This is a genomic window from Pedobacter psychroterrae (assembly GCF_004331695.1).
Taxonomy (GTDB): Bacteria; Bacteroidota; Bacteroidia; order Sphingobacteriales; family Sphingobacteriaceae; genus Pedobacter; species Pedobacter psychroterrae.
The window spans coordinates 233,752-256,039 of record NZ_SJSL01000004.1 but is presented as its reverse complement, the minus strand read 5'-3'; the positions used below and the strand labels follow the sequence as shown (position 1 = coordinate 256,039).

Here is a 22,288-nt window from a genome sequence, read left to right as displayed (position 1 = left end):
AATCTAGCAAATTGTCAGAAATTACGATACCAATTCAAAACATTGGCGCGCTATTTCATATTCTTCGTTGGTGGGAATCACTAATATCTTTACCGGCGACTCATCTGCATTTATTTCCAGCAGCTCTTTTTTATACTGTGTGTTTTTTTGCTGATCAAATACGATATTCAGGTATTCCATATTTTCGCAGACGGCTGCTCTCATCGCTACATCATTTTCTCCCACTCCAGCAGTAAATATAATGGCATCTAATCCGTTTAAGACCGCTGCGTAAGCGCCAATGAATTTTTTGATCCGGTAGGCATATAAAAGTACCGCAAGCCTTGCCTTTTCATCACCCTGTTCCAGTCGCTTCCTGATGTCCCGCATGTCCATAGTTCCGCCTACACCTAGTAGTCCCGACTGCTTATTTAACAGCGTACTCAACTGCTCCAGTGTATAACCAGAATGCTCCATCAGGTGAAATACGACCGAAGCATCAATGTCTCCAGAGCGTGTACCCATCATCAGGCCGCTTAGCGGGCCAAATCCCATAGTGGTGTCCACAGATTTCCCGGCATTTACAGCCGTCATGCTGCAGCCATTTCCCAGGTGTATACTGATCAGTTTGGCCTCAGGGTTTTTAAGCCATCCCATGGCCTGTTCACTCACATATTTATGGCTGGTGCCGTGAAATCCGTACACCCTGATGCGATGTTCCTTATAATATTCTTCAGGAATAGCATACCGATAGGCCATTTCGGGGATGCTTTGATGAAAAGCAGTATCAAAGATAGCTACCTGCTTAGCGTGTGGGAATGTTTGTTCGGCTACCTCTATGCATTTATAATTTGCCGGGTTATGTAGCGGAGCTAAAGAAAAGAGCCTTTTTATCTGCTTTTTTACTGCTTCATCAATGATAGCCGGCCCTTTAAACCGCTCTCCGCCATGTACTACCCTGTGACCTACAGCCACAATATCATCAGGGCTCCTGATTACAGCATTCGGTCCTTCAGACATTGCTGCAATTACCTTTTTCAATGCAACGCCATGATCACTGACCTCACTTCCTGCTTCACCTATCCGCTCTACCAGGCCACTGCAAACGGGCGCTTTCTCAGGCATTTTAAAAAGCTGGTATTTAAGGGAACTGCTTCCAGAGTTAATGACTAAAATATTCATAAAGAATGTATCGTTAAATTTAAATGTCCTGACATTGAATGGCGGTGATCACTACGGTATTAAAAATATCGTCTACCGTACAGCCCCGGCTCAGGTCATTGATGGGTTTGTTCAGTCCCTGCAGCATGGGGCCAATGGCCAATGCGCCGGTTTCTCTCTGTACCGCCTTGTAAGTGTTATTACCGGTATTCAGATCCGGAAAGATTAGCACACTGGCTCTTCCTGCTACTTCAGATCCGGGTAGTTTTTGCTGACCCACCAAAGGGTCAACGGCTGCATCATATTGTATAGGGCCTTCGATCTTCAGATCGGGGCGTCTTTGTTTTACTATTGCTGTTGCCTCTCTCACACGTTCCACATCTTCTCCTTCTCCCGATGTGCCTGAAGAATACGAAAGCATGGCTACACGGGGCTCAATGCCAAACTTGGCACTGCTGTCTGCCGATGATATCGCAATCTCGGCAAGCTGTTGTGCAGTAGGGTTGGGGTTCACGGCACAATCGCCAAACACGGCCACCCTTTCCGGCAGGCACATAAAAAAGATGGAGGATACCACTGATACACCGGGTTTGGTCTTTATAAACTGCAGGGCAGGCCTGATGGTATGCTGAGTAGTATGTACCGCCCCCGATACCATGCCATCTGCATCGCCTTTATATACCATCATGGTGCCGTAATAGGAAACATCGGTCATCATATCCCTCGCCATTTCCATGTTTACATTTTTGGTTTTCCTGAGTTCATAAAGCGTTTCCACGTAATCATAATAATGTTTGGAAACAGCGGGGTTGCGAATATGAATGGCATTCAGGTCAAGGTTCAAGCCCAATCTCTTGATTATGGCGCCTATTTCTGCCGGATCTCCCAGCAGGGTAATGTCCACAATATCCTGGGCTACCAGCTTCTCTACTGCTTTCAATATCCGCTCATCATTGCCCTCAGGCAAAACAATATGTTTCTTCTGGCTTTTTGCCCATTTTACCAACTGGTATTGGAACATATGTGGCGTTATTCCCTTATAATTGAAAGTAATGATCTTATCATCCAGCGCTTTAATGTCCACGTACCTTTCAAACAGATCTATAGCCAGTGCTATTTTCTTCTTATTGTCTATCGTGATTTTAGAGTGAATGGCGCCAATAGTTGTGGTCGTTTCAAAAGTACCTTTCTGCACAGAGATGATCGGTATCACCGTCTGCAACCCCTCGATCAGCCTGATCATGGGCTCATCAGGCAAACTTCCTGCGGTCAGCACAATACCTGCTATTTTAGGGTAGTTGGCTGATATATTAGCTTGTAATGATCCAATAATGATGTCACCACGGTCACCCGGAGTCACGATCAGCAGGTTATCTTTTATATGTCTCAGAAAATTTGGCAGCATCATCGCACCTGTCACAAAGTTGTCAACCTGATTATCCATTAGATCGGCGCCAAACAGCACTTCCGCATTCAGGGCCGCCGTAATTTCCTTCATGGTCGGACTTTGCAAGCCGGTTTCTATAGGGATCACCGCGATCAGCAATTCCGGGGGCAGCTGATTGGTCAATGCCTGCTTTATACGCTCTGCCTCATCCGGGTTCACCATATTGGCTATCACTCCCAATACCTGCACATCACGCAGCAGGAAGTTGCGGTAGATATTTATAGCAGTCTTAAACAGCTGACTGGCAGTTTTATTTTTTCCCGATACCACAATCAATACCGGTGCGCCCAGGTTTTTGGCCATCAGTGCATTGGATTCAAATTCAAAGGCGATACCTTCTCCAAGAAAATCACTGCCCTCAATTACTGTAAAATCATAATTGTCTTCCAGTTTTTTATACTTGCTGATGATGGTGTTAATGATGTCGCCGGTAGTTTCTGTATCAGACTGGTGCAGCATTTCCTGCCTTGTAAAGGCAAATGCATCTTCATAATTTACAGGCAGGGAAAAGTAATCAAGCATTGCTTCTACATGAAGGTCTTTCTTCTCCCGGTCGTCTTGTGCGATGATCGGCTTAAAATATCCAACCTTTTGTGTTTTGGCCAGTAGCATGTTGATCATGCCAAAGGCAATTACTGATTTTCCGGTATAAGGTTCTGCTGAGGCTATGAAAATATTTTTAGTCATAAGGAACGGATAGGTGATACTACATGCCGAATATACAAAATCAGGTTGGTTTGGCTGCCTTGTCGGTAACTATTTCCAGTAGGCTGTCAAGCAGCGAAACTTTTAAGGTGCTGCCATCATAATCGTTAACCAGTTCATCGTCTACATGAACATCCTTTCCCAGCCATGTTATTTTCAGGCTTTTGGTACGAAACGCTTTTATTGTAAATTTAGGGTTCTCAAGCGCTGCTTTTTTGGCAACATACCGCTCCATTTGCGCCCTTTGCCGGGCGCTCACTACTACCACATCAAACAGTCCGTCTCCGGGGTCTGCACCTGCGCTCAATTGCAGATGCGGACCCAAACTGCTGATGTTCATTACTTCCACCAAAATGCATTCCTGTTCTATCACCTTATTGTCCAGTTCAATCTTACAAGGAACAGAAGGGTACTCTGCAGTGATTTTCTGTAATACCGAAAGTGCCATTTTAAACTCGTCCTCAGCAGTTTTGTTTTGTGTGGTATCTTTCTTTTTCAGTGTTTTCATGAGTTTGGGAAACAAGCCAAACCCAAATGACTCGATGAAATATTCAGTTTTGCCCATACCGGTCACTTGTCCTACATCAAATTTCTTCAAATGGTAACCAGCCCAGGAAGCAATATTCTCATGTGTGTTTTCTGGTATGCCCAGGGAAGTAGCAATGTTGTTGGCTGTTCCAAAGGGAAGTAAAGCTATGGGTCGTTTGTATTTCAACTTTTTACCCAGCAATTTCATAATCGTTTTCCTGATCGTGCCATCTCCACCTGCGATCGCTATAAACTCAGTCTCCGGATCTATGGCCTTCAATAGCTTCTTTTTGGACGAAGAATACTGACAGTTGTAGCCATGTGAACTGATTAAATGCGTGATGGTTTTTCTGGAATGTGTTCCTTCACCCGCTGTTGGGTTATGTATCAATCTGACCAATTTGCCATTTTTTTTCATATTAACTGAACAATATTAGCCTGTTAAGGTTTTAAACATAGATTATTTATTAAAAGATCAATCCTATGAAAATCCTTTTAGCCAATGATGATGGAATATATAGCCCGGGAATAGCAGCGCTTGCCAAAATAGCATTGCGATTTGGTGAGGTAAGAATTGTAGCACCTGATGTGGAGCAATCCTCAATGGGACATGCCATCACACATTCAAGACCACTTAGTTACAAAAAATCACCAATCGTATTTGAAGGTGTTGAAGCTTTTAGGGTCAACGGAACACCCGCAGACTGCGTGGCGCTTGGGTTACATATGTATCCTGATACAGAGGTAGTGCTGTCTGGTATCAATATGGGCCCTAATCTCGGAAACTCTATGTGGCATTCAGGAACGCTTGCGGCAGCTAAGCAGGCAGTGCTGCTTGGTGTTAGGGGAATAGCACTCAGCACACCGGTGGGGAAGTCAGAACCTGATTTTGAGGGCTTGGATCCTTTTGTCGAACAATCGCTGGAAATTTTGCTTAAAGACAGCACGCTCGGTCTCTACAATGTGAACTTCCCGCGCAAACCTGCAGGGATAATCTGGACCAGGCAATCCGTAAGGTTATATGACGGCAATGTAATTCCTGGAGAAGATCCAATGGGGCGCAAGCACTTCTGGATTACCGTCTCCCCACTGGAAGCTGCCGAGCAAGGCACTGACCGCTGGGCCATTGAAAATGACCTGGTGTCAATCACTCCTTTAAGGCTTGACCTTACGAATGAGGCCGAATTAAAACTATATATTCAGCAAACCTGATTGGTCCGGATAGTATGGTTTAAAGACGCTTTGATCAATCCTTTAAGGACGTCAATGTTGATGTCCTTAAGCTTATTGACATAGATACAGCTCTTGCCCGGTTTGTACTTACCAAAATTAGCCAACAATGCTTCTTTCCCTTCAAAATCGGAAGCCAAATACAGACTTATGGCATTTTTTCTAGGAGAGAAACCGATGAGAGGGGCATCCCCTTCATGGCCGCTCTCATACTTGTAGTGCATTCTTCCAAAACCAATGATCGATGGTCCCCACATTTTAGCGGCATGACCCGTGGCTTCTGCCATTAAATCACAAATGACCAAACCATCATTTTTTTTGGCTTCATCTCCTAGCTGATCCAGAAAATCTGCCACACTTTCAACAGTTTCAAATGTCTTGTTCTTTGCCATCAGTAAATTATCAAGACCGAAGATACTAAATTTAGTTAGTTGCTTTTCTGGTCATACGGAAGATAATTAACATGATCAGCACTGATAACACAATTAATATCAGGTAGCTATAGGCAAGATTGGATTCATCACTGGCAGGGATCAGGTAGATGATTCCGTAGCTCAGAAATGAAACAATCACATAGTTGATGCCACCCGTCAAACCGCTTGCAATTCCCGCATTGTTTGGAAACCTGCTCAGGCAAAAGGTAAAGTAACTATTGAAAGTATATCCCGAACCAGCATGAATAATAAAGGCAAAGAAAATCAATGAGTAAAGATTGCTCACAAATTGGGTACTGATCAGCATCGTCAGCACAGCCAGAAGCTGAACACCTACATTGATCATTAGTTTTTTATTAAAAGGTTTGTTGATGGTTGCCTTACTGATCAGTCCACCTACCATTACAGCAGCGCCCAATATCAATGAGCTGTATCCTATCACCACAGGGCTCAAATGCAACTGGTGTTCTATAATGAATGGCCCTGTCATATTATAGATCATTACCATACAGTAAGATAGCCCAAGCATCACGATACCAAGGGTAAAACTGGCTGTTTTAATCATGTCTGAGTAAATTAGCGCTATCTTCTTCAAATGAAAGTCCATGGGCTGCTTCAAAGTTTCCCCACTGAAGATCAGTTCCAGGAAAAATATAATTATCGCAAAACCGGCCAGGAAGTAAAAATTAGCCTGCCATCCAAAATAGGTTTGTAAATAGCCTCCTACAAAAGGAGCAATAATAGGGGCGGTAGCCCAAATTATAGAGAACATGCTCAGGTAATGCTTCAGCTTATCACCTGAAAATACATCTATAAAATAGGCCCGTTTAGAAACCACAATAGCACCTACCGTTACTCCATGGATGATCCGCATCAAATAGATCAGGTAAATATTGGCGGTGTTTGCAACAATTATACTGGCCAGTGCAAAAATAGCCAGACTGATCATATTGATCCTGTACCTCCCAAAACTGTCAAGAAGACTGCCCACAAACAGCTGAGAAACACCATAGCTGATCAGAAAGAGGCCCAATGTAAGCTGCACCTGGATATCACTCACGTTAAGTGCGGCCGCCATGGTAGGGAGGGAAGGGACATAAATGTCGGTAGCAAATCCCGACAAAGGTATCAGCGCAAATGCAAGGATGGTTGATATCCCCTGGTGCTGTTGTTTTAAAGTCTTAGTGGCGATCAATTGAAATAATATTTTGAAGTCGCAAAGTTAACTTTACAACGCTCCTTTACCTAACCTGATCAAACATGAGATTGTAATAATCTACAGCCCCGATAGCTTATTTACCACTTCATGTGCAACGGGTAAATACACCAGATTATCCACTACCAGTTCATCTTCGGTTGATGGCGCTAAGGCCCCGCATTTTACCAGGCTTGATGCCTTTGCTGTTGCATCTACACCCTTTTTTCTTAAATTATTGATCAGTTCTTCTGGATTTTCAGACACCACCGGCAGTACCCAATAAGTATGTCCTGCATTTAGACGCCCAATCTTCATGCTGTCCGGTATCATCCGGATGATACTGTCAGCCACCGCTTTTCTTAAAGTAATACGATCTATAGAAAAATTACGAGCTCGCAATTGCATCATCCGCAGATTGGCCGTGCAGGGTCTAAACCTTATTTTACTCATTACATCTGCGCCGGGAAAGCCCCTTGTAAAACCGGCCAGTACAACATCAATGTCTTTCCCGGCAATCCTGCAATAATAACACAGTAACGTGTAAAATAATTTCAGTGTGATCACCTGGATAGCAATGGCTTTAAAGAGCTTCTTCAGATATACACGTGTATTTTGTACCGGTAGCTGATCGTTCAGCATTTTCACCTTACTGTGCAGTTCCCGGTTGTTAAAGCGGAGTAAGGCACCTGTTACACTGGTATTGGTTTTAATGAGCCCAAAGCTAAACATCACTACATCCGCCTGCGGGTGGCCTTTATAAGTACCATTAAAAGCCTGAGCACAGTCTTCTATTACAATCAGGTTATGGAGCTTAGCTACCTTGACTGCGGCATCAATATCCATGATGGCACCAAACAGGTGCGTGATCAGTATGGCTTTGGTACCAGAGGTAATAGAATCCTCCAGTTGCGTCATAGAAATACCCAGCGTATGTTTATTCACCGGCAAAGGAATAGCCACAAGCTGATGTGAACCCACAATACTAAACATATCGGGTATATTGATATTGGTCATCAATAGCACTGAACCTGGCTCAAGACCCAAGGATCTTAATGTTAAGTCAAAACCGGTCCTTACTGACAGACAAGGCAGTACATTTTCATCATCTTCAAGAGTTTCCGGCACCCGAATGCCAAATAGCTCAGCCACACAAAAGCCGATACCTTTAAAGAGGGAGGAAAAAGTAATGTCTAGCCTGCCCCGTGGAATCATCTTGTCATTTCGTTGGGTATTCTGGTTCTAAACTTTTTTAGGAGGCAGGTCAAATGCTACCGCCTCATGCTCGAAATGCCCATTGTGCGATCCATCACAAAAAGGCTTGTTTTTTGACAGGCCACAACGACAGATGGAAAGCACTTCCCTGCCTTGCAATCCATAAGTATTGCCATTTCTGTCAACAATCTCAAAATCACCTTCTATCTTTACCGATCCGTTATTATTTATTGTAAGTTTCGTTTTTGCCATCTAATTTTTTTTGCTTCCGGCAAAGCTAGAATATTGAAATGGTATTGAAAGCGGTCATTTCAATTTAGAACCATTCTCTGTACTGTAATTTGGCACAGGAAGTGTAGCAGATTTGCGATTTGAATTTCTATCTTTAACTTCAACTAAACGTACTCGATGCCAACTCCTGAGCTCTTAAGTAAAGATCAATTATTAGAGGTGTATGCCTTAACCCAAACGGCTACAGCAGTTCATGTAGGTGAAAGTGCGGTTATTCAGACAGCCAATAACGCAATGCTAAAAATCTGGGGTAAAGACAAAAGCGTCATCGGCAAATCATTGGAAGATGCGCTTCCCGAGCTCAAAGGTCAGCCCTTCATTGATATGTTTAAAAAAGTATGGAATGAAGGACTCACCATATCAGGCACCGATACGGCTGCTGATCTTGAAGTGGATGGTGAAATTCATACTTTTTATTTTGATTTTGAATACAGGGCTATCAAAGATGCAAACGAAAAAATACTTTGCATCCTCCATACTGCCATCGATGTAACAGATAGGGTACTGAGAGAAAAGGCAATTGCACTTGCTCATGAAAATGAAATGGCCTTGGAGAAAGAACAAGCCTTAAACCAAGAACTTGCTGCTGCAAATGAAGACCTGCAACAAACAAAAGAAAAGCTGGCAGAACTAAATACTGAACTGGAGAACAAAGTAAATGCAAGGGTAATCGCATTACAGCAAAGCAATTACAAATACCAGCTTTTAAATGAAGAATTCAGTGCACTGAATGAAGAACTGGCTACAACAATCGAGGAATTATCGGCATCCAATGAAGAATTACTAAATTCCCGACAGCATCTTGAAGAAAAGATTGCTGAGCTGGCTGCAAGTGAAGGAAGGTTTCGCAGCCTTATCAGTCAGGCACCAATGGCCATTTGCGTAATAAGGGCATCCGACCTGGTGGTGGTCGAAGTAAATGAGGGTTACCTTGAAATCGTAGGAAAGAGCCGTAAGGAGATCGAAAATAAAGTGATATGGGAGGCAGTTGCAGAAGCTGCAGAGGGTTATGCACCTCTGATGCAGAATGTGATCACTACTGGTGTGGCATTCCTTGCCAATGAACACGAAGTCGTATTGGTCCGGAATGGAAACCACGAAATAGTATTCCTGGATTTTGTATATGAGCCTGTCAAAAGCCAGGAAGGCATCGTCACTTCTATCATGGTGGTGGTTATCGATGTGACCGAAAAGGTAACGGCACGTCGTAGCATTGAAGATGTAGAGGAACGTGTCAGACTGGCTGTCGATGCTGCTGAGATCGGTACATTCGACTATAATTACCTGACCAATACTATGGTAACCTCCGACCGCTTCAATGCCATTTTCGGAGTCCAAGAATTCAGTTCAAGAGATGAATATTTAAAGGTCTTTCATCCTGATGACATCCATTTAAGTGCAGAAGCGCATGAGCGTGCACGTCAGACCGGTAAAATGCTCTACGAAGCCCGCCTCATCCATCCCGACGGATCTATACACTGGATGCGCGTTCAGGCCAATGTATACTACGATGAAAAGCAAAATCCAGTGAGGCTGTTAGGCACCATACTGGATATTACCGAGTTTAAACGTCTACAGCAGCAGAAAGACGATTTTATCTCCATTGCCAGTCATGAATTAAAAACACCAATCACTGCCTTAAAAGCTTCTTTGCAGCTGTTGGATCGTATGAAAGACAAACCTGCTTCTTCCATGCTGCCGCGCCTTATCGAACAGTCCAACAGGAGTATGGGCAAGATCAGCGAACTGGTAGAGGACCTGCTCAATGTAAGCCGCATGAATGAGGGACAGATCAAGCTGACCAAAAAGAGGTTTGTTTTGTCTCATACCCTCAATGAATGCTGCAGCCATGTCCGGATTGGAGGAAAACATGAACTGGTCTTTCAGGGCGACGCTGACCTGGAGGTCGTGGCCGATGAACACCGCATCGATCAGGTAATTGTAAACCTGGTAAACAATGCAGTCAAATACGCGCCAAACTCCAAACAAATCTACCTCATTGTAGAAAACCTGGGCGATATGGTAAGGGTATCCGTAAAGGATACAGGCATGGGCATTAGTGCTGAAAAATTACCACACCTGTTCAACAGGTATTACCGCGTCGATGATTCAGGCTATCAGGTGTCCGGCCTGGGCCTGGGTCTTTACATCAGTGCCGATATCATTGAACGTCACGGCGGAGAGATTGGTGTAGACAGTGAAGAGGGAAAAGGAAGTACATTTTGGTTCACACTTCCATTATAATACTTGTTTTTCTTACCTTCGTGCCCACATGCTAGCTACCGATAAAACTGCCATTATACCATTTACCGCCAACCAAAAATGGGTAATCTTTATGCTTGCCGTAACCCAGTTTACGGTAATCCTTGATTTCATGATCATGTCACCACTAGGCGACTTCATGATGAAATCACTGTCTATGTCACCTGCCGCATTTGGTGTGGCAGTCTCAGCATACGCCTTCAGCGCTGGAATATCGGGCTTGCTGACCGCAGGATTTGCCGACCGCTTTGACCGCAAAAAACTATTGCTGTTCTTCTATATAGGTTTTATCATTGGGACCATATTCTGCGGCCTCGCGCATTCTTACACTGCTTTAGTGGCCGCCCGTATATTTACCGGTCTTTTTGGGGGGGTCATCGGCTCTATTTCTCTTGCCATCATTACCGATCTTTTTACATTAGACCAAAGGGGCAGGGTAATGGGCTTTGTGCAAATGGGTTTTGGTGCCAGTCAGGTACTCGGCATACCCATCGGCCTTTACCTTGCTGATATATGGAGCTGGGAAGCAGCCTTTCTACTCGTAGCCGCTATAGCCATCGTTATCGCTGTCATGCTGCTTATTAAGCTACCCTCAGTTACCGAACATTTAAAAGCACAGCGCGACAAATCGGCCTTCATACACCTATGGCATACGGTCAGGAAAAAGGATTACCGCATCGGTTTTTCCGCTACCGCTATGCTTTCCATAGGCGGGTTCATGATGTTTCCCTTTGGCAGTGCCTTCGCTGTCAATAATATAGAGATCACCACTGCCCAACTTCCCATGTTGTTCTTCATCTCCGGACTCAGTTCGCTTGTCATCCTGCCTGTGATAGGAAAACTTAGCGACAGGATCAGCAAAATGAAAATATTCACCATTGCTGCCGTATGGATGATGCTCATGGTAGTAGTTTACACTAACCTCGGGCCAAGTCCGTTTTGGTTGGTCGTAGTACTCAATATCCTGATGATGATGGGCATTATGAGTCGTATGATCCCTGCTACGGCCCTGGTAAGTGCCATTCCGCAACTGGAAGACCGCGGAGCATTTATGAGTATCAATGCCTCTATGCAGCAGATAGCAGGTGGGGTAGCAGCGGCAATAGCCGGAATGATTGTCGTACAGGAGCACAAATCTGCCCCTTTGCAGCATTATGACATTGTTGGCTACCTGGTAATCGTTATTTCTATACTCAGTATTTACCTTTTACACAGGGTGGCAAAGAACATTTCTGTAACAAAATAACCCACAACAAGCTCATATTGGCTTTTCTAAAATAATTTTAATCGTATATTAGGATCACAAATTAAACCAAATATGGATCGTAGAAAATTTATCAACCTTGGTGCAGCGACAGCAGGAGTACTCTCATTAGCCGCTACCACCGATGTACTTGCTAATACAAATAACCAGGCACAAAAAGAAAAACGCTACCAGAAAGGTATCAGCCCATGGCCCATTTGTCTGGATACCGCCACCATCAGGCCCGCCTCATTAAAAGATAAAGTTAAATTTGCAGCAAAAGCCGGATACGATGCCATCGAACCCTGGGATGGTGAACTTCAGGAATTTGAAGCCAAGGGAGGCAACCTCAAAGACCTTGGCAAAGAAATCAAAGACCTGGGCATGTTCGTTCCCAGCGTAATAGGCTTATGGAACTCCTTACCGCCTACGCAGGAACTCTTTGATCAGTCATTAAAGGATACCCGCAACCGCATGCGCATGGCTGCCGATATTGGTGCCCAGCACATCCAGACCATCGCCAACACTGCTAGCGAACCTTACAACCAGAAGTGGATGGCCGCCCGCTACAAAGACATTATAGAAATCGGCCTAAAAGAATATAAGATCAATCCGGCCCTTGTATTTGTGAAATTCCAGCCCATCAAGACAATGGGACAAGCCATGGCCATCGCCTTAGATGCAGACCATCCAAATGCGATGATCATTCCCGATACCTACCACATGTACATTTCAGAAGGTAATTTTGAAGGGTTAAAGATCATGAGCGGCAAAGCTATCGCCATTTTCCAGTTCGCTGACGCACCAGCCTCACCGGCAATTAAGGATCTGGGTGATCAGCACAGAGTGTATCCCGGAGATGGTATTTTGCCCTTACCTCAAATACTTAAAGACCTAAAGGCCACCGGCTTCAAAGGATGTGTTTCTCTAGAGCTTTACAATCCCAACTACTGGAAAGAAGACCTGCAACAGGTAGCCATCACAGGTCTCAAAAAAACATTAGAAGTCATCAAAAAAGCAGGGGTTTAAAATCCCTGCTTTTACATCCTGCTTTTTTCTTCGTCCAGTGCATTGTTTCTATGTTTGCTTTTGCGTGCAAATAACTCATTGCCAAAGTTATACGTAAAAGACAGACCTATCCGCTGTGTATCGGATTCTGAGGTCTGGAAGTAGTAAGCTCGTCTTAATGATACCGACCTGTTCTCGTATTTCCAGCTATGGAATATATCTTCCATGTTCAGTCTTATGCTGCCTTTATCCTTCCAGATCTTCTTTTGCAGCCCGGCGTTTGTCCTGATCATTCCGGCAGTGACAGTTTGCCCGTTCAAATCACGACTAGCATAGTATCCGCCAAATTCTCCGCTCCAGCCTTTTCCAAACTGCAGTTGGTTGATCACATTAATCCTTGCCGCGTATATTTTGGGATTTAGTTGTTCGCCATATGCGGTTCCATCCAGTCCCAGTCTCGCCGCCCATATTTCGGCGTTAAAGTTCCACCATTCAAACGGATCCAAGGTAAGACCCGTACTCGTGATAAACATATAGCCTTGCTTTATATTCTCTGGCCGGGTGATAAATGTCCCGTTCACTACATTGGTAGTCTGGAATATCACATTCGTGAAACGGTTGTAACTGACGGCCATTCGCAGGAATCGCTTGTGCTGCCAGCGTAACTCATAACGGTACTGATACTGAGGCAGAACATCGGGGTTACCTGTAGTTTGCGTGAACTGATCACGCACAAACACAAATGGGTTCATGTATTGGTAATTAGGCCTGTTTATCCGCCTTGTCAGGCTAAAATTTAACGTATTAGCAGATACTGTGTCCAACTTGTAATTGATGAACACTGTCGGGAACAGCCGTGTGTACTGATTGTCAAAGGTACTTCCCGCAACAACTGCATTGCCCATTTGCTGACCAAGTCCATAAGTATGTTCGGCTCTAAGCCCCAATTGTATGCCCAACTGCTTCCAGGCTTTTTGTCCGCTCACGTAGGCCGCCGCAAATCCTTCTCTGTACTTGAAGTGATTAGACCTGGTATTATCGATCACCTGCTGGTTGCCCGACAACAGGTAAGCATCATTCTGGTGGTCATTTTCTACCAAACTCCATTTCAGTCCGGCTTCCAGTTTGATTTTATTGGCCAATGGGTGCACATAGTCCGTTTTTACCGTATATACCGTCATGTAGGTAGGCAGGTCATAAAATAGGTCAGTTCTGCTGGCCATATCCCCATCTGTCTCATACATCTTATTTTCAAAAGACTGATCCAGTGAGCCTGTGTTTCTCAGGTAACCGGCATCCGCACTCAGCTCCCTGCCTGTCTTTCCAAACCTATGAAGCACATTAAAGTTCGACCCCATGTTTCGCCTCGTACCATCTGCTATGGATAGCCCCAGGCCGCTGCTGTCCAGCTCAATAAGACCAAAATTACTGCTCAGTGAAGATGCCCTTCCATCATTCGCGCTGGTACTCAGGTTCAACTGCAGTCCATAAGTAGTGTTTTCTGAGGGTGAATAATCCATCCCAAGGTTGCCATTAAATCCATTACTGTAATATTGCTGTTCATTGTCCAGCAATATATTCGATGCTATTGCACCTCCGGCATCGTAGTAAGTCCTTTTGTAAATGTCAATTCCATAATTTTTATCATAACTATAACCAGCATTGCTAAATATATTAATCTTCTTATTGCTATAGTTCAGATTGACCGAGTTGTTGGTTCTCGCATAGCGACCCTGGTTGTAACCCGTCGCCACACTTCCCGTTGTTCCGGCAGTCCGGTTTTTCTTCAGCCTGATATTGATAATTCCATTACCTGCGGCATCATAGCGGGCAGGCGGATTGTCCATCAGTTCTATTTTATCCAGATTACCGCCGGGCAATGATTTCAGATAAGCCGCCAGGTCACTGCCCGATAGATACATTTGCTTTCCATCTATCAGCACCATCACGCCACTTCTGCCGTTCAGGCTGATATTGCCCTGGGTGTCCACCGTTACACCCGGCGTCTTCTCCAGTACTTCGAGCGTATTGCTGCTCGCGCTGCTGATCATAGAAGCCACATTTACCACTGTTTTATCAATCTCCATCTGTATCAGCGGCCTTTTAGACTTAATCACCACTTCGTCCAGCTTCACCGTTTTGTTTATGGTGTCTTTAACAATTTTTACGGTATCTTTTTGTGTCGTCTTTACTTGTCCCATGCCGATTGCGGGAATCAGCATAATAACAAAGGGAATTATAGTTATCTTCATGGTTAGCGTTTTAAGTGTTCGTTCATCATCCAATGACACAAATATTGACCGCCGGACTTGCAATGGAAAATAAATATGTTGTAACTTACCTTGCCGATGACGGATTCCTGCTACAGGGTGTCAAAACCATTAGAAACCCACAAGCGGCTATTTGTCATTGATATTGACCTGTTCATCCATTTAGTTTGACCAACTGGCTTTACAACCCCAGATTTGCAAAGACAAATGCAATGTAAAAGATATGAGCAACACAACGGATAAATCAATCTATACTTTTTTTGGCGGCAGGGTATACCTTGGCCTAGCCATCCTGCTTGCTATCCCTATTTTCGTAGCCGTAAAATTCTATGCAGAATCAATCCATGTGGCGGAAGACGAGTTAGTTTCTTTTGCCGCCACAGTATGTTTCATGCTGGGCGTGTTTTCAGGCCGTTATGTATCCCAGATCTGGGCTTCCAAACTCACAACGGTGCCACCGGTACTGCTCGTCGGACTTCCCTTCCTGATCATCGTATGCATCGCCTGGTTGTTCTTTCATGCCGATTTCCCCCTGGAGGGCAGGGTAGCGATCAATCTGATGTTGTTCTGGGTACCCTTTGCCATCATCAGCATAGCCTCAGGCGTGCTCATCAAACTGGTGCATACATCTACACAAAACCAGCTCAGGGAAGCGCAAAATCAGGCTGCCCACAGCAAAAGCGAACTCAACCTGCTGCAATCGCAATTAAGTCCGCATTTCCTCTTTAATACCCTTAATAACCTGTACGGCCTTTCCATTACCGAACACGAAAAGATCCCGCCACTGCTGCTCAAGTTGTCAGAATTACTGCGTTATTCAGTTTACGATGCAGGGGAGCCCTTCGTGCCGCTCAAAAATGAACTGGCTTATATCAACAATTACCTGCAGTTTGAAAAGCTCCGCATAGGCGACAGGCTGATGCTTACTACCGACATAGAAGAGATGATTGCTGATGAAGTAAAAATAGCGCCCATGCTGCTCATCATCTTCATAGAGAATGCCTTTAAGCATTCTAAGAATACCGCCACACCCGAGATATTTGTGGACATCAAAATAAAGACCTGGGGCAATTCCATCCTGTTCTCCATAAAAAATACCTACGGCAAAGAGGAGCAGAGCAATAACCTGATGGGCAAAAGCAATGGCTTTGGCCTGCCAAATGTCCGCAAGCGGCTGGAACTGCTTTATCCTAATGCCCACGACCTTCTCGTACAAAGCGATGAAATGTTTTATTCCGTAGAACTTCAGTTAAAGATCCCCAGATAGCCCTATGAACAAAATCCATTGCCTCATTGTTGACGACGAACCCATTGCCCGCGATATCATTCAGAACTATTGCCAGCACCTGGACTATCTAAACGTAGTCGCATCCTGCGGAAATGCACTGGAGGCTAAAGCGATCATGCAAACTACCCACATAGACATCCTGTTCCTGGATATCAACATGCCCGTAATGGATGGGATATCCTTCTTAAAGACGCTTAAAAACCCAGCACAGGTCATATTTACCACAGCCTACAAAGAATATGCCATCGATGCGTTTGACCTCGCAGCCTGTGATTACCTTTTAAAGCCTTTTTCTTTCGAACGCTTCATTATGGCCATAGATAAAGCTACGGATAAACTCCAGCCCGCTAAAACAAGACAGGAGGGAAGCAGCATCCCGGCAAGCCAGCCAGGCCCAATAGAAGATTTTACTTTTATCAAGACAGACGGAAAGATCTACAAGCTTAGTCACCATGATCTCCTATACGCCGAGGCACAGGGCAATTATACAAGAATCGTGACCACCAGCAATACCCTGATGCCCAAAATGCCTTTCTCCAGTTTCGAAGAGCTATTGCCTGCCTCAACCTTTTTGCGTGTACACCGTTCATTCATCATCAACAAATCAAAAATAGACCACATAGAAGGCAACAGGCTCTTTATCAACAATACGGAAATCCCAATAGGCAGTAACTACAAAGACCAGCTCATGAAAGAACTGGGCTTCCCAAAAGCTTAATTGGCCTGCTTCACTTTAAAACTGTACTTGCCAGACCCTACAGTAACACTGACCGTCTTCCGATCCACAGACTTCACATTGATGCCGTTTTTCAAACCTTCCTTAAAGCGCACAGCCCCTTCAAACACCACATCTCCCGCTGCATATGGCAGCAAAACTACCGCACTACTGTTCGCAGGAACCTCTACATCTATGCTAAATCCTTCCGCATCCTTCTTCCATGAAGACAGCACATGCCCGTATGGCGATTCATAAGTGACTTTAGCACTGGTTAAATTGCCAACTACCTGAGGCCTGATCTCAAAAGTCTTATAGGCGATAGATTCCTTCACCGCACGTATACCACCCACACCGGTATATAGCCACTCCATCAAATGTCCAAGCATAAAGTGGTTGTTAGATACAAAACCATATGCCTGCCAGGATTCCGTCAATGCGGTTGCTCCATGGGCCAGTTGCCAGCCATAGCCCGGCACGTCAGATCTGCTGTTCATGTCATAGATCACGTCCGACCGCCCCGCATCATCCAGCACCTGCAACACATACCTATAGCCAATATCACCGGCCGTCAGACTATTACCGCGACCCTTAATCTCCGCAACCAAATTATCCACCACCGCCTGTTTATCCGAAGGATCTACCAGCCCCATGTACACTGCCATCGCATTAGCAGTCTGGCTGCCAGTAGAATACTGCTTGGTTTGTTTATTAAAAAATGCCTTATTAAACGCTATATATACCTTCGCTGCCCATGCATCGTATTTACCAATATCCTCAGTCTTTCCCAATACTTTGGCAATCTGCTTCAATATAGAAATGTTATAATAATAAATAGCAGTAGCAGTGAGCGACTTAGGTGTCAGCTGTGCCTCACCCGGACTATTTGGCCCTATGTCAAACCAATCACCCAGTCCGTGCGACAGGATGTCGTCTTTAGCCTTAGACTGCAGGTACACAATATATTTTTCCATCATAGGGTAGGCTTTAACCAGTACATCCCTGTCGCCATACCATTCATACATATACCAGGGCACAATGATACCGCTGCTGCCCCATTCAGGGGAATCACGAAAGCCCCCGTCAAAATGCACATACTCAGGCGTAATATCCGGTATCAGGCCGTCGTTAGTCTGCCCCGCTATCATATCGTCCACAATCTTTCTGTTCAGCGCCGCCACCTCATAATTGTATTGTACCGAGGCACCCATAAGGTGCGCCTGCTCCAGCCAGCCCAGTTTTTCGCGGTGCGGACAATCGGTAAACACACTCACCATATTACTCTTAATCGCCCAGTCTATCAGCGTATTCGTTTTGTTAAATAAATCATTGGATGAAGTAAAGCTTCCTGCACGTTTAGCCGCATTGCGGACATGCAGACTCTTCATCGCCACTACCACAGGTTTGCCTTCCGCATTGGTTTCCTTATCCGGTACCGCACCTTCCACCTGTATATACCGAAATCCATAATAAGTAAATTTAGGCTGCCAGTTCTCTACATCGCCACCTTTTAAGGTATACTCATAATAATGCGGGTCGCCACTGGCTGATTGATTTACCGTACCGTCTTTATTCAACAATTCTGCGGGTGAAATACGAACCACAGCCCCATACCGGCCCTTTACCGAAATAGCAGGAATAGCCGATGCATTCTGACCCATATCATACACCCATACACCCGGTTTTACCTGGGTGATCTTGACGGGACTAAAATTCTCAAATACTTTCAGCGGTTCAGCCATCTGCGAACTCAACATAGGAATGGCTTTTACCAGAACAGCATGCTTCCATTTCACATCATCAAAGCCAAATGTATCCCATCCTTTTTGTTCAAGTGTAGCATTATAATCCTCTCCGCCATAAATACTTGTATAAGTAATAGGAGAGGGAGCTGCCTTCCAGCTCTCATCACTGATCACGTTTTCTTCCGATCCATCGCTATATTCGATCAGCAATCTGCAGATCATCTTAGGATAGCCATATGCGCCTGTTATCTTTCTGTATCTTTTATCGCGCGGGATAAAGTAAAAACCATTCCCCAATACCACACCCACCGCATTGCCGCCTTTCTTAAGGTTTTTGGTCACATCAAAGGTCACATACAATGCTTCTTTATCATACTCAGTCCAGCCAGGATCAAGGAAGTGATCGCCCACCTTTACACCGTTCATGCTCAGTTCAAAATGCCCCAGTCCGGATACAAAAGCAGTGGCTTTTTTTACCTTCCGCGCTACGCTAAACTGTTTGCGCAATAAAGGAAGTACATCGTTCTTTTCAGCCAGATCGCTCCTCATATGTATCGCAGGCACCACTCTTTCCGCTTGTGGCAGCTCTTCATAACCGATCCATTTGGCGGCTTTCCAGTCGGCCGTGCCCATCAGCCCCATTTGCCAGAAGGCCACGGCGCTCCATGCAGATGCCCTGCCCTTATTGTCCCATATGCGTACTTTATAATAATATGCTTTACCTGCCTGAAGCGGTTTGCCAGCATAGCTAACCTGTATAGAAGCATCTGACAGGATCTTTCCCGAGTCCCAGACCACCCCTTTATCTTTGTTCAATGCCGACTGATCGGCTGAAACCAGTACCTGATAGGCGCTTTGTGTCACATTGCGGGCAACTGAACTAAATTTCCAGCTTAGCTTAGGCGAAGTAGCGGTTACACCTGTTGGATTAACCCGGTATTCACAAGTAAGGGATAAAATTTTAGGCGCATCAGCAGAATTATCAGCTGCTGAACAAGTCAGTATTGGAATAAGGGAGAAAGCGCATAGTGCGGCAATAATATGTCTAAATGGTTTCATACAAGTATTTGGTGTTATCAAAGATGCGGTGTGTAAGCACATCAGATACCGCAAGATAAGCAATCCATTATTTCCATCATCCTGTGCTGTCCTGACTTATTTTATGATCGTGATCGATCCTGATACCGTTTCCATATCTTTTTCCAGTGCAATCACATAATAATAGGTGCCCGAAGGCAGGCTCACTCCATTGCTCTTCCCATCCCAGGGATTAGTATACCCGGTAGATTCATATAATTTCAGACCAAAGCGATTAAAAATACGCACCTGACAACCAGGAAAGCCAGCCAGATAGTCAATATTCCAGCTATCATTTACCCCGTCTCCATTAGGGGAAAAAGCAGTTGGCGGCATGATACTGCACAGTTCTGCCTTGCGGTACTCCACTGTGATCTCGTTTGAAGCCACATCCTGCAGAGGAGTACAGGCGTTGTGCCAGGGCACCACATATTTGACCACATCACCTGCCTGCAATTTATCGCTTGAAAACACTGGCGACATTACACCAATGTCCTCTCCATTTACATGCCATTTAGGAAAAGGCCCGGTATCCATTTGCGGTCTGGACAATACAGCAGTAAATTTAAGTACCGTACCGATACAGACTGGTGCCGAAGGACTTATAGTGATGGTTACGTCAGGTTCTGGAGCTACAGGAGTAAATACCACAGGGGCAGACTCCAGAGAGATCACATCATAGCAATAGTCTTTATTCGTAACCCTCACTGAAATTTTATCAGTTGCCAATAAATTCACAGCAGTATAAGTATCCGCATCATTACCGAAAGAAACCCCATTTTTAAACCACTCATATTGTGCGTTATTTCCAGCTCCGGTCGCCTTAGCAGTAAAGTTCACACTCACACCCGGACACAAAATCATTTTATCTGCCCTTAGCGAGATCAGCGGTGGCGTAAAATCAAACACCTCCAAATCCCTTGTGTCCTTTTCTCCCAGTGAATTAGTCGCAGTAATCGTAGTGGTACCTTTGCCTATCGCATGAATTTTATTACCATTCAGTATTATGGCCACAGCGTGATTACTACTTGTATATATGACAGGAAGCGCACTGATCGCTACTGGATCTAAATCTGGATCACAAACCGTCATTGAAGGTAGTTTTGCCAGGTAAACCGCAGTCGGAATAACCTGGATGGTAAACTCAAAAGAACTCTCTCCAAAGCCATTATAACCCGTTACTTTATACCTGGTTTCAGGCCATATCTCATCCGGCGTGCCGCTGATAATACCAGTTTTGGGATCAAATATCAGCCCGTCGGGGAAGTCCATCGGTGCACCAAGCCTACTGATTACGTATCCTCCCAAAGCCAGTTTCTTGATCTTATTGTTGTGCTCATCGGCGATATACAGATTCGCAAACTGGTCGTATGCCAGTCCCACAGGGTTATTAAATTCTGCGGTGAGGCTGTTGCCATTTGCATCGTCGCCTTTAATGCCATTCCCGCTGAGGGTAGAAAGCACGCCAGCAGCGCTGATCATCCTGATCCTGTCGTTCCGCGAATCTGAAAAGATGATATTCCCCGCATAATCCTTGACCATATGCGATGGATTCCATAAAACCGACGTCATTGCCGGGCCATCACTAAACCCGGGTGCAGAAGTACCAGCCAAAGTGGATACCAATCCCCCAGGCGTCATTTTCCTGATCAGATTGTTGCTGTAATCAGCAATGATCAGGTTGCCGTTTTGATCTAAAGACAATCCCGTCGGCGTGTTAAATGATGCCGCTGCACCCAAACCATTGGCTTTTCCAGGGTTGCCGCTTCCTGCCTCTGTGCTCACTATACCTTGCGGGGTAATCTTGCGGATAAGCCTGTTGCCTGAGTCAGCCACATATAAATTTCCTGCCGCATCAAATATTAAATCCTGAGGCTCGTTAAATTTCGCAGTTAAGCCAGGTCCGTCAGTTCTTCCTTTTTCACCTGCCACACCCGCAAAAGCCGTTACTACTCCTGCAGGGCTGATTTTCATGATCTGGTGATTGCCATAATTGCTAACGTAGATGTCACCGGAAACCGGATTCACCTCAATTCCCCAGGGCCTGTTGATATTTATAGTTGCAAGGGTGGATACCGTACCGTCTATGGCAATCTTTCTTACGGCATCGTTCATCCTGTCGGCGATATACAAATTACCATTCGCATCTACTGCCAGGCCGCCTGGTCCGTCAAATTGCGCTCCTGTACCAGGCAGGTTCACCAGTCCGGCTAGCCTTGTCGGGGATCCAGCCACATTGCTGATCGTATTTCTGATCACCGCCGCAATAGGTCCGCCTGTATTTGCAGGGGTCAAAGGCAGAATTGGACTTTTTACCGGATATACCTTAGGCGTTTCATAAGTAATATTGGGCGGACCTGTCTGCGCAAAAGATGTATTTAAGGACAAAATAACCAGGAAAATGACGTACACTGTCGGGTACCAAACCTTGATAAGCGGTTTTATATTTTGACCATATGCAGTCGCTTGTGTCATTAGGCAGATAGATACGTTAA

Annotated in this window: 16 protein-coding genes; 6 read left to right on the top strand and 10 right to left on the bottom strand. The window is 44.9% G+C overall.

The window, feature by feature from the left end; translation table 11 throughout:
* Window positions 1-21 precede the first annotated feature (21 nt).
* Genes EZ437_RS15995 through EZ437_RS15985 form a run of 3 tightly spaced genes read right to left on the bottom strand, consistent with a single transcriptional unit; the run spans window position 22 to window position 4,238 of the window.
* The gene (locus EZ437_RS15995; protein WP_131597068.1) at window positions 22-1,161 is read right to left on the bottom strand and encodes an acetate/propionate family kinase; all 1,140 of its coding nucleotides are present in this window, start codon (window positions 1,159-1,161) and stop codon (window positions 22-24) included.
* A 19-nt stretch (window positions 1,162-1,180) separates the two neighbouring features.
* On the bottom strand, window positions 1,181-3,274 hold the full coding sequence (gene pta, locus EZ437_RS15990) for a phosphate acetyltransferase (protein ID WP_131597067.1): 2,094 nt from the start codon (window positions 3,272-3,274) through the stop codon (window positions 1,181-1,183).
* Between the two features lie 40 nt (window positions 3,275-3,314).
* Window positions 3,315-4,238 (bottom strand): diacylglycerol/lipid kinase family protein, encoded by a 924-nt coding sequence (locus tag EZ437_RS15985; RefSeq protein ID WP_131597066.1) that lies wholly within the window; start codon window positions 4,236-4,238, stop codon window positions 3,315-3,317.
* 65 nt (window positions 4,239-4,303) lie between these two features.
* Here EZ437_RS15985 and surE point away from each other — a divergent pair, with 65 nt between their 5' ends.
* On the top strand, window positions 4,304-5,032 hold the full coding sequence (surE, locus tag EZ437_RS15980) for a 5'/3'-nucleotidase SurE (protein ID WP_131597065.1): 729 nt from the start codon (window positions 4,304-4,306) through the stop codon (window positions 5,030-5,032).
* Here surE and EZ437_RS15975 read toward each other — a convergent pair.
* From EZ437_RS15975 to EZ437_RS15960, 4 genes are all read right to left on the bottom strand, one after another.
* The gene (locus tag EZ437_RS15975) at window positions 5,020-5,442 is read right to left on the bottom strand and encodes a DUF1801 domain-containing protein (RefSeq protein WP_131597064.1); all 423 of its coding nucleotides are present in this window, start codon (window positions 5,440-5,442) and stop codon (window positions 5,020-5,022) included. The two genes, surE and EZ437_RS15975, sit on opposite strands and share 13 nt — an antisense overlap.
* 31 nt (window positions 5,443-5,473) lie before the next feature.
* On the bottom strand, window positions 5,474-6,679 hold the full coding sequence (locus tag EZ437_RS15970) for an MFS transporter (protein WP_131597063.1): 1,206 nt from the start codon (window positions 6,677-6,679) through the stop codon (window positions 5,474-5,476).
* 81 nt (window positions 6,680-6,760) lie between these two features.
* The gene (locus tag EZ437_RS15965; RefSeq protein ID WP_131597062.1) at window positions 6,761-7,894 is read right to left on the bottom strand and encodes a DegT/DnrJ/EryC1/StrS family aminotransferase; all 1,134 of its coding nucleotides are present in this window, start codon (window positions 7,892-7,894) and stop codon (window positions 6,761-6,763) included.
* A 27-nt stretch (window positions 7,895-7,921) separates the two neighbouring features.
* Window positions 7,922-8,146 carry a CDGSH iron-sulfur domain-containing protein gene (locus tag EZ437_RS15960; protein WP_131597061.1) on the bottom strand — a complete coding sequence of 75 codons (225 nt, stop codon included), beginning with the start codon at window positions 8,144-8,146 and terminating at the stop codon, window positions 7,922-7,924.
* Window positions 8,147-8,302: 156 nt separating this feature from the next.
* On the opposite strand from EZ437_RS15960, the gene EZ437_RS15955 reads away from it, so the two are divergent.
* The 3 genes from EZ437_RS15955 to EZ437_RS15945 all read left to right on the top strand — a co-directional run bounded on the left by EZ437_RS15955 (window position 8,303) and on the right by EZ437_RS15945 (window position 12,719).
* A complete protein-coding gene (locus EZ437_RS15955; RefSeq protein ID WP_131597060.1) occupies window positions 8,303-10,429 on the top strand; it encodes an ATP-binding protein in 2,127 nt (708 codons plus the stop codon).
* 28 nt (window positions 10,430-10,457) lie between these two features.
* Complete coding sequence (locus tag EZ437_RS15950; protein WP_131597059.1) at window positions 10,458-11,693, top strand: MFS transporter; 1,236 nt, start codon at window positions 10,458-10,460, stop codon at window positions 11,691-11,693.
* A 72-nt stretch (window positions 11,694-11,765) separates the two neighbouring features.
* Window positions 11,766-12,719 carry a sugar phosphate isomerase/epimerase family protein gene (locus EZ437_RS15945; protein WP_131597058.1) on the top strand — a complete coding sequence of 318 codons (954 nt, stop codon included), beginning with the start codon at window positions 11,766-11,768 and terminating at the stop codon, window positions 12,717-12,719.
* Between the two features lie 11 nt (window positions 12,720-12,730).
* On the opposite strand, the gene EZ437_RS15940 is transcribed toward EZ437_RS15945, so the two are convergent.
* Window positions 12,731-14,950 (bottom strand): outer membrane beta-barrel family protein, encoded by a 2,220-nt coding sequence (locus EZ437_RS15940; protein WP_131597057.1) that lies wholly within the window; start codon window positions 14,948-14,950, stop codon window positions 12,731-12,733.
* 241 nt (window positions 14,951-15,191) lie between these two features.
* On the opposite strand from EZ437_RS15940, the gene EZ437_RS15935 reads away from it, so the two are divergent.
* Both EZ437_RS15935 and EZ437_RS15930 read left to right on the top strand, forming a co-directional pair.
* The gene (locus EZ437_RS15935; RefSeq protein ID WP_131597056.1) at window positions 15,192-16,235 is read left to right on the top strand and encodes a sensor histidine kinase; all 1,044 of its coding nucleotides are present in this window, start codon (window positions 15,192-15,194) and stop codon (window positions 16,233-16,235) included.
* Between the two features lie 4 nt (window positions 16,236-16,239).
* Entirely contained in the window at window positions 16,240-16,974 is a 735-nt protein-coding gene (locus EZ437_RS15930; protein ID WP_131597055.1) for a LytR/AlgR family response regulator transcription factor, read from the top strand.
* Here EZ437_RS15930 and EZ437_RS15925 read toward each other — a convergent pair.
* Both EZ437_RS15925 and EZ437_RS15920 read right to left on the bottom strand, forming a co-directional pair.
* The gene (locus EZ437_RS15925) at window positions 16,971-19,775 is read right to left on the bottom strand and encodes a family 78 glycoside hydrolase catalytic domain (RefSeq protein WP_131597054.1); all 2,805 of its coding nucleotides are present in this window, start codon (window positions 19,773-19,775) and stop codon (window positions 16,971-16,973) included. The two genes, EZ437_RS15930 and EZ437_RS15925, sit on opposite strands and share 4 nt — an antisense overlap.
* 96 nt (window positions 19,776-19,871) lie before the next feature.
* Window positions 19,872-22,268 (bottom strand): T9SS type B sorting domain-containing protein, encoded by a 2,397-nt coding sequence (locus tag EZ437_RS15920; RefSeq protein ID WP_131597053.1) that lies wholly within the window; start codon window positions 22,266-22,268, stop codon window positions 19,872-19,874.
* Window positions 22,269-22,288 lie beyond the last annotated feature (20 nt).

Bases quoted from the DNA above. Each gene is read 5' to 3' on its own strand.
- EZ437_RS15995 (WP_131597068.1), bottom strand. From the start codon at position 1,161: ATGAATATTTTAGTCATTAACTCTGGAAGCAGTTCCCTTAAATACCAG.
- pta (WP_131597067.1), bottom strand. From the start codon at position 3,274: ATGACTAAAAATATTTTCATAGCCTCAGCAGAACCTTATACCGGAAAA.
- EZ437_RS15985 (WP_131597066.1), bottom strand. From the start codon at position 4,238: ATGAAAAAAAATGGCAAATTGGTCAGATTGATACATAACCCAACAGCG.
- surE (WP_131597065.1), top strand. From the start codon at position 4,304: ATGAAAATCCTTTTAGCCAATGATGATGGAATATATAGCCCGGGAATA.
- EZ437_RS15975 (WP_131597064.1), bottom strand. From the start codon at position 5,442: ATGGCAAAGAACAAGACATTTGAAACTGTTGAAAGTGTGGCAGATTTT.
- EZ437_RS15965 (WP_131597062.1), bottom strand. From the start codon at position 7,894: ATGATTCCACGGGGCAGGCTAGACATTACTTTTTCCTCCCTCTTTAAA.
- EZ437_RS15960 (WP_131597061.1), bottom strand. From the start codon at position 8,146: ATGGCAAAAACGAAACTTACAATAAATAATAACGGATCGGTAAAGATA.
- EZ437_RS15955 (WP_131597060.1), top strand. From the start codon at position 8,303: ATGCCAACTCCTGAGCTCTTAAGTAAAGATCAATTATTAGAGGTGTAT.
- EZ437_RS15950 (WP_131597059.1), top strand. From the start codon at position 10,458: ATGCTAGCTACCGATAAAACTGCCATTATACCATTTACCGCCAACCAA.
- EZ437_RS15945 (WP_131597058.1), top strand. From the start codon at position 11,766: ATGGATCGTAGAAAATTTATCAACCTTGGTGCAGCGACAGCAGGAGTA.
- EZ437_RS15940 (WP_131597057.1), bottom strand. From the start codon at position 14,950: ATGAAGATAACTATAATTCCCTTTGTTATTATGCTGATTCCCGCAATC.
- EZ437_RS15935 (WP_131597056.1), top strand. From the start codon at position 15,192: ATGAGCAACACAACGGATAAATCAATCTATACTTTTTTTGGCGGCAGG.
- EZ437_RS15930 (WP_131597055.1), top strand. From the start codon at position 16,240: ATGAACAAAATCCATTGCCTCATTGTTGACGACGAACCCATTGCCCGC.
- EZ437_RS15925 (WP_131597054.1), bottom strand. From the start codon at position 19,775: ATGAAACCATTTAGACATATTATTGCCGCACTATGCGCTTTCTCCCTT.
- EZ437_RS15920 (WP_131597053.1), bottom strand. From the start codon at position 22,268: ATGACACAAGCGACTGCATATGGTCAAAATATAAAACCGCTTATCAAG.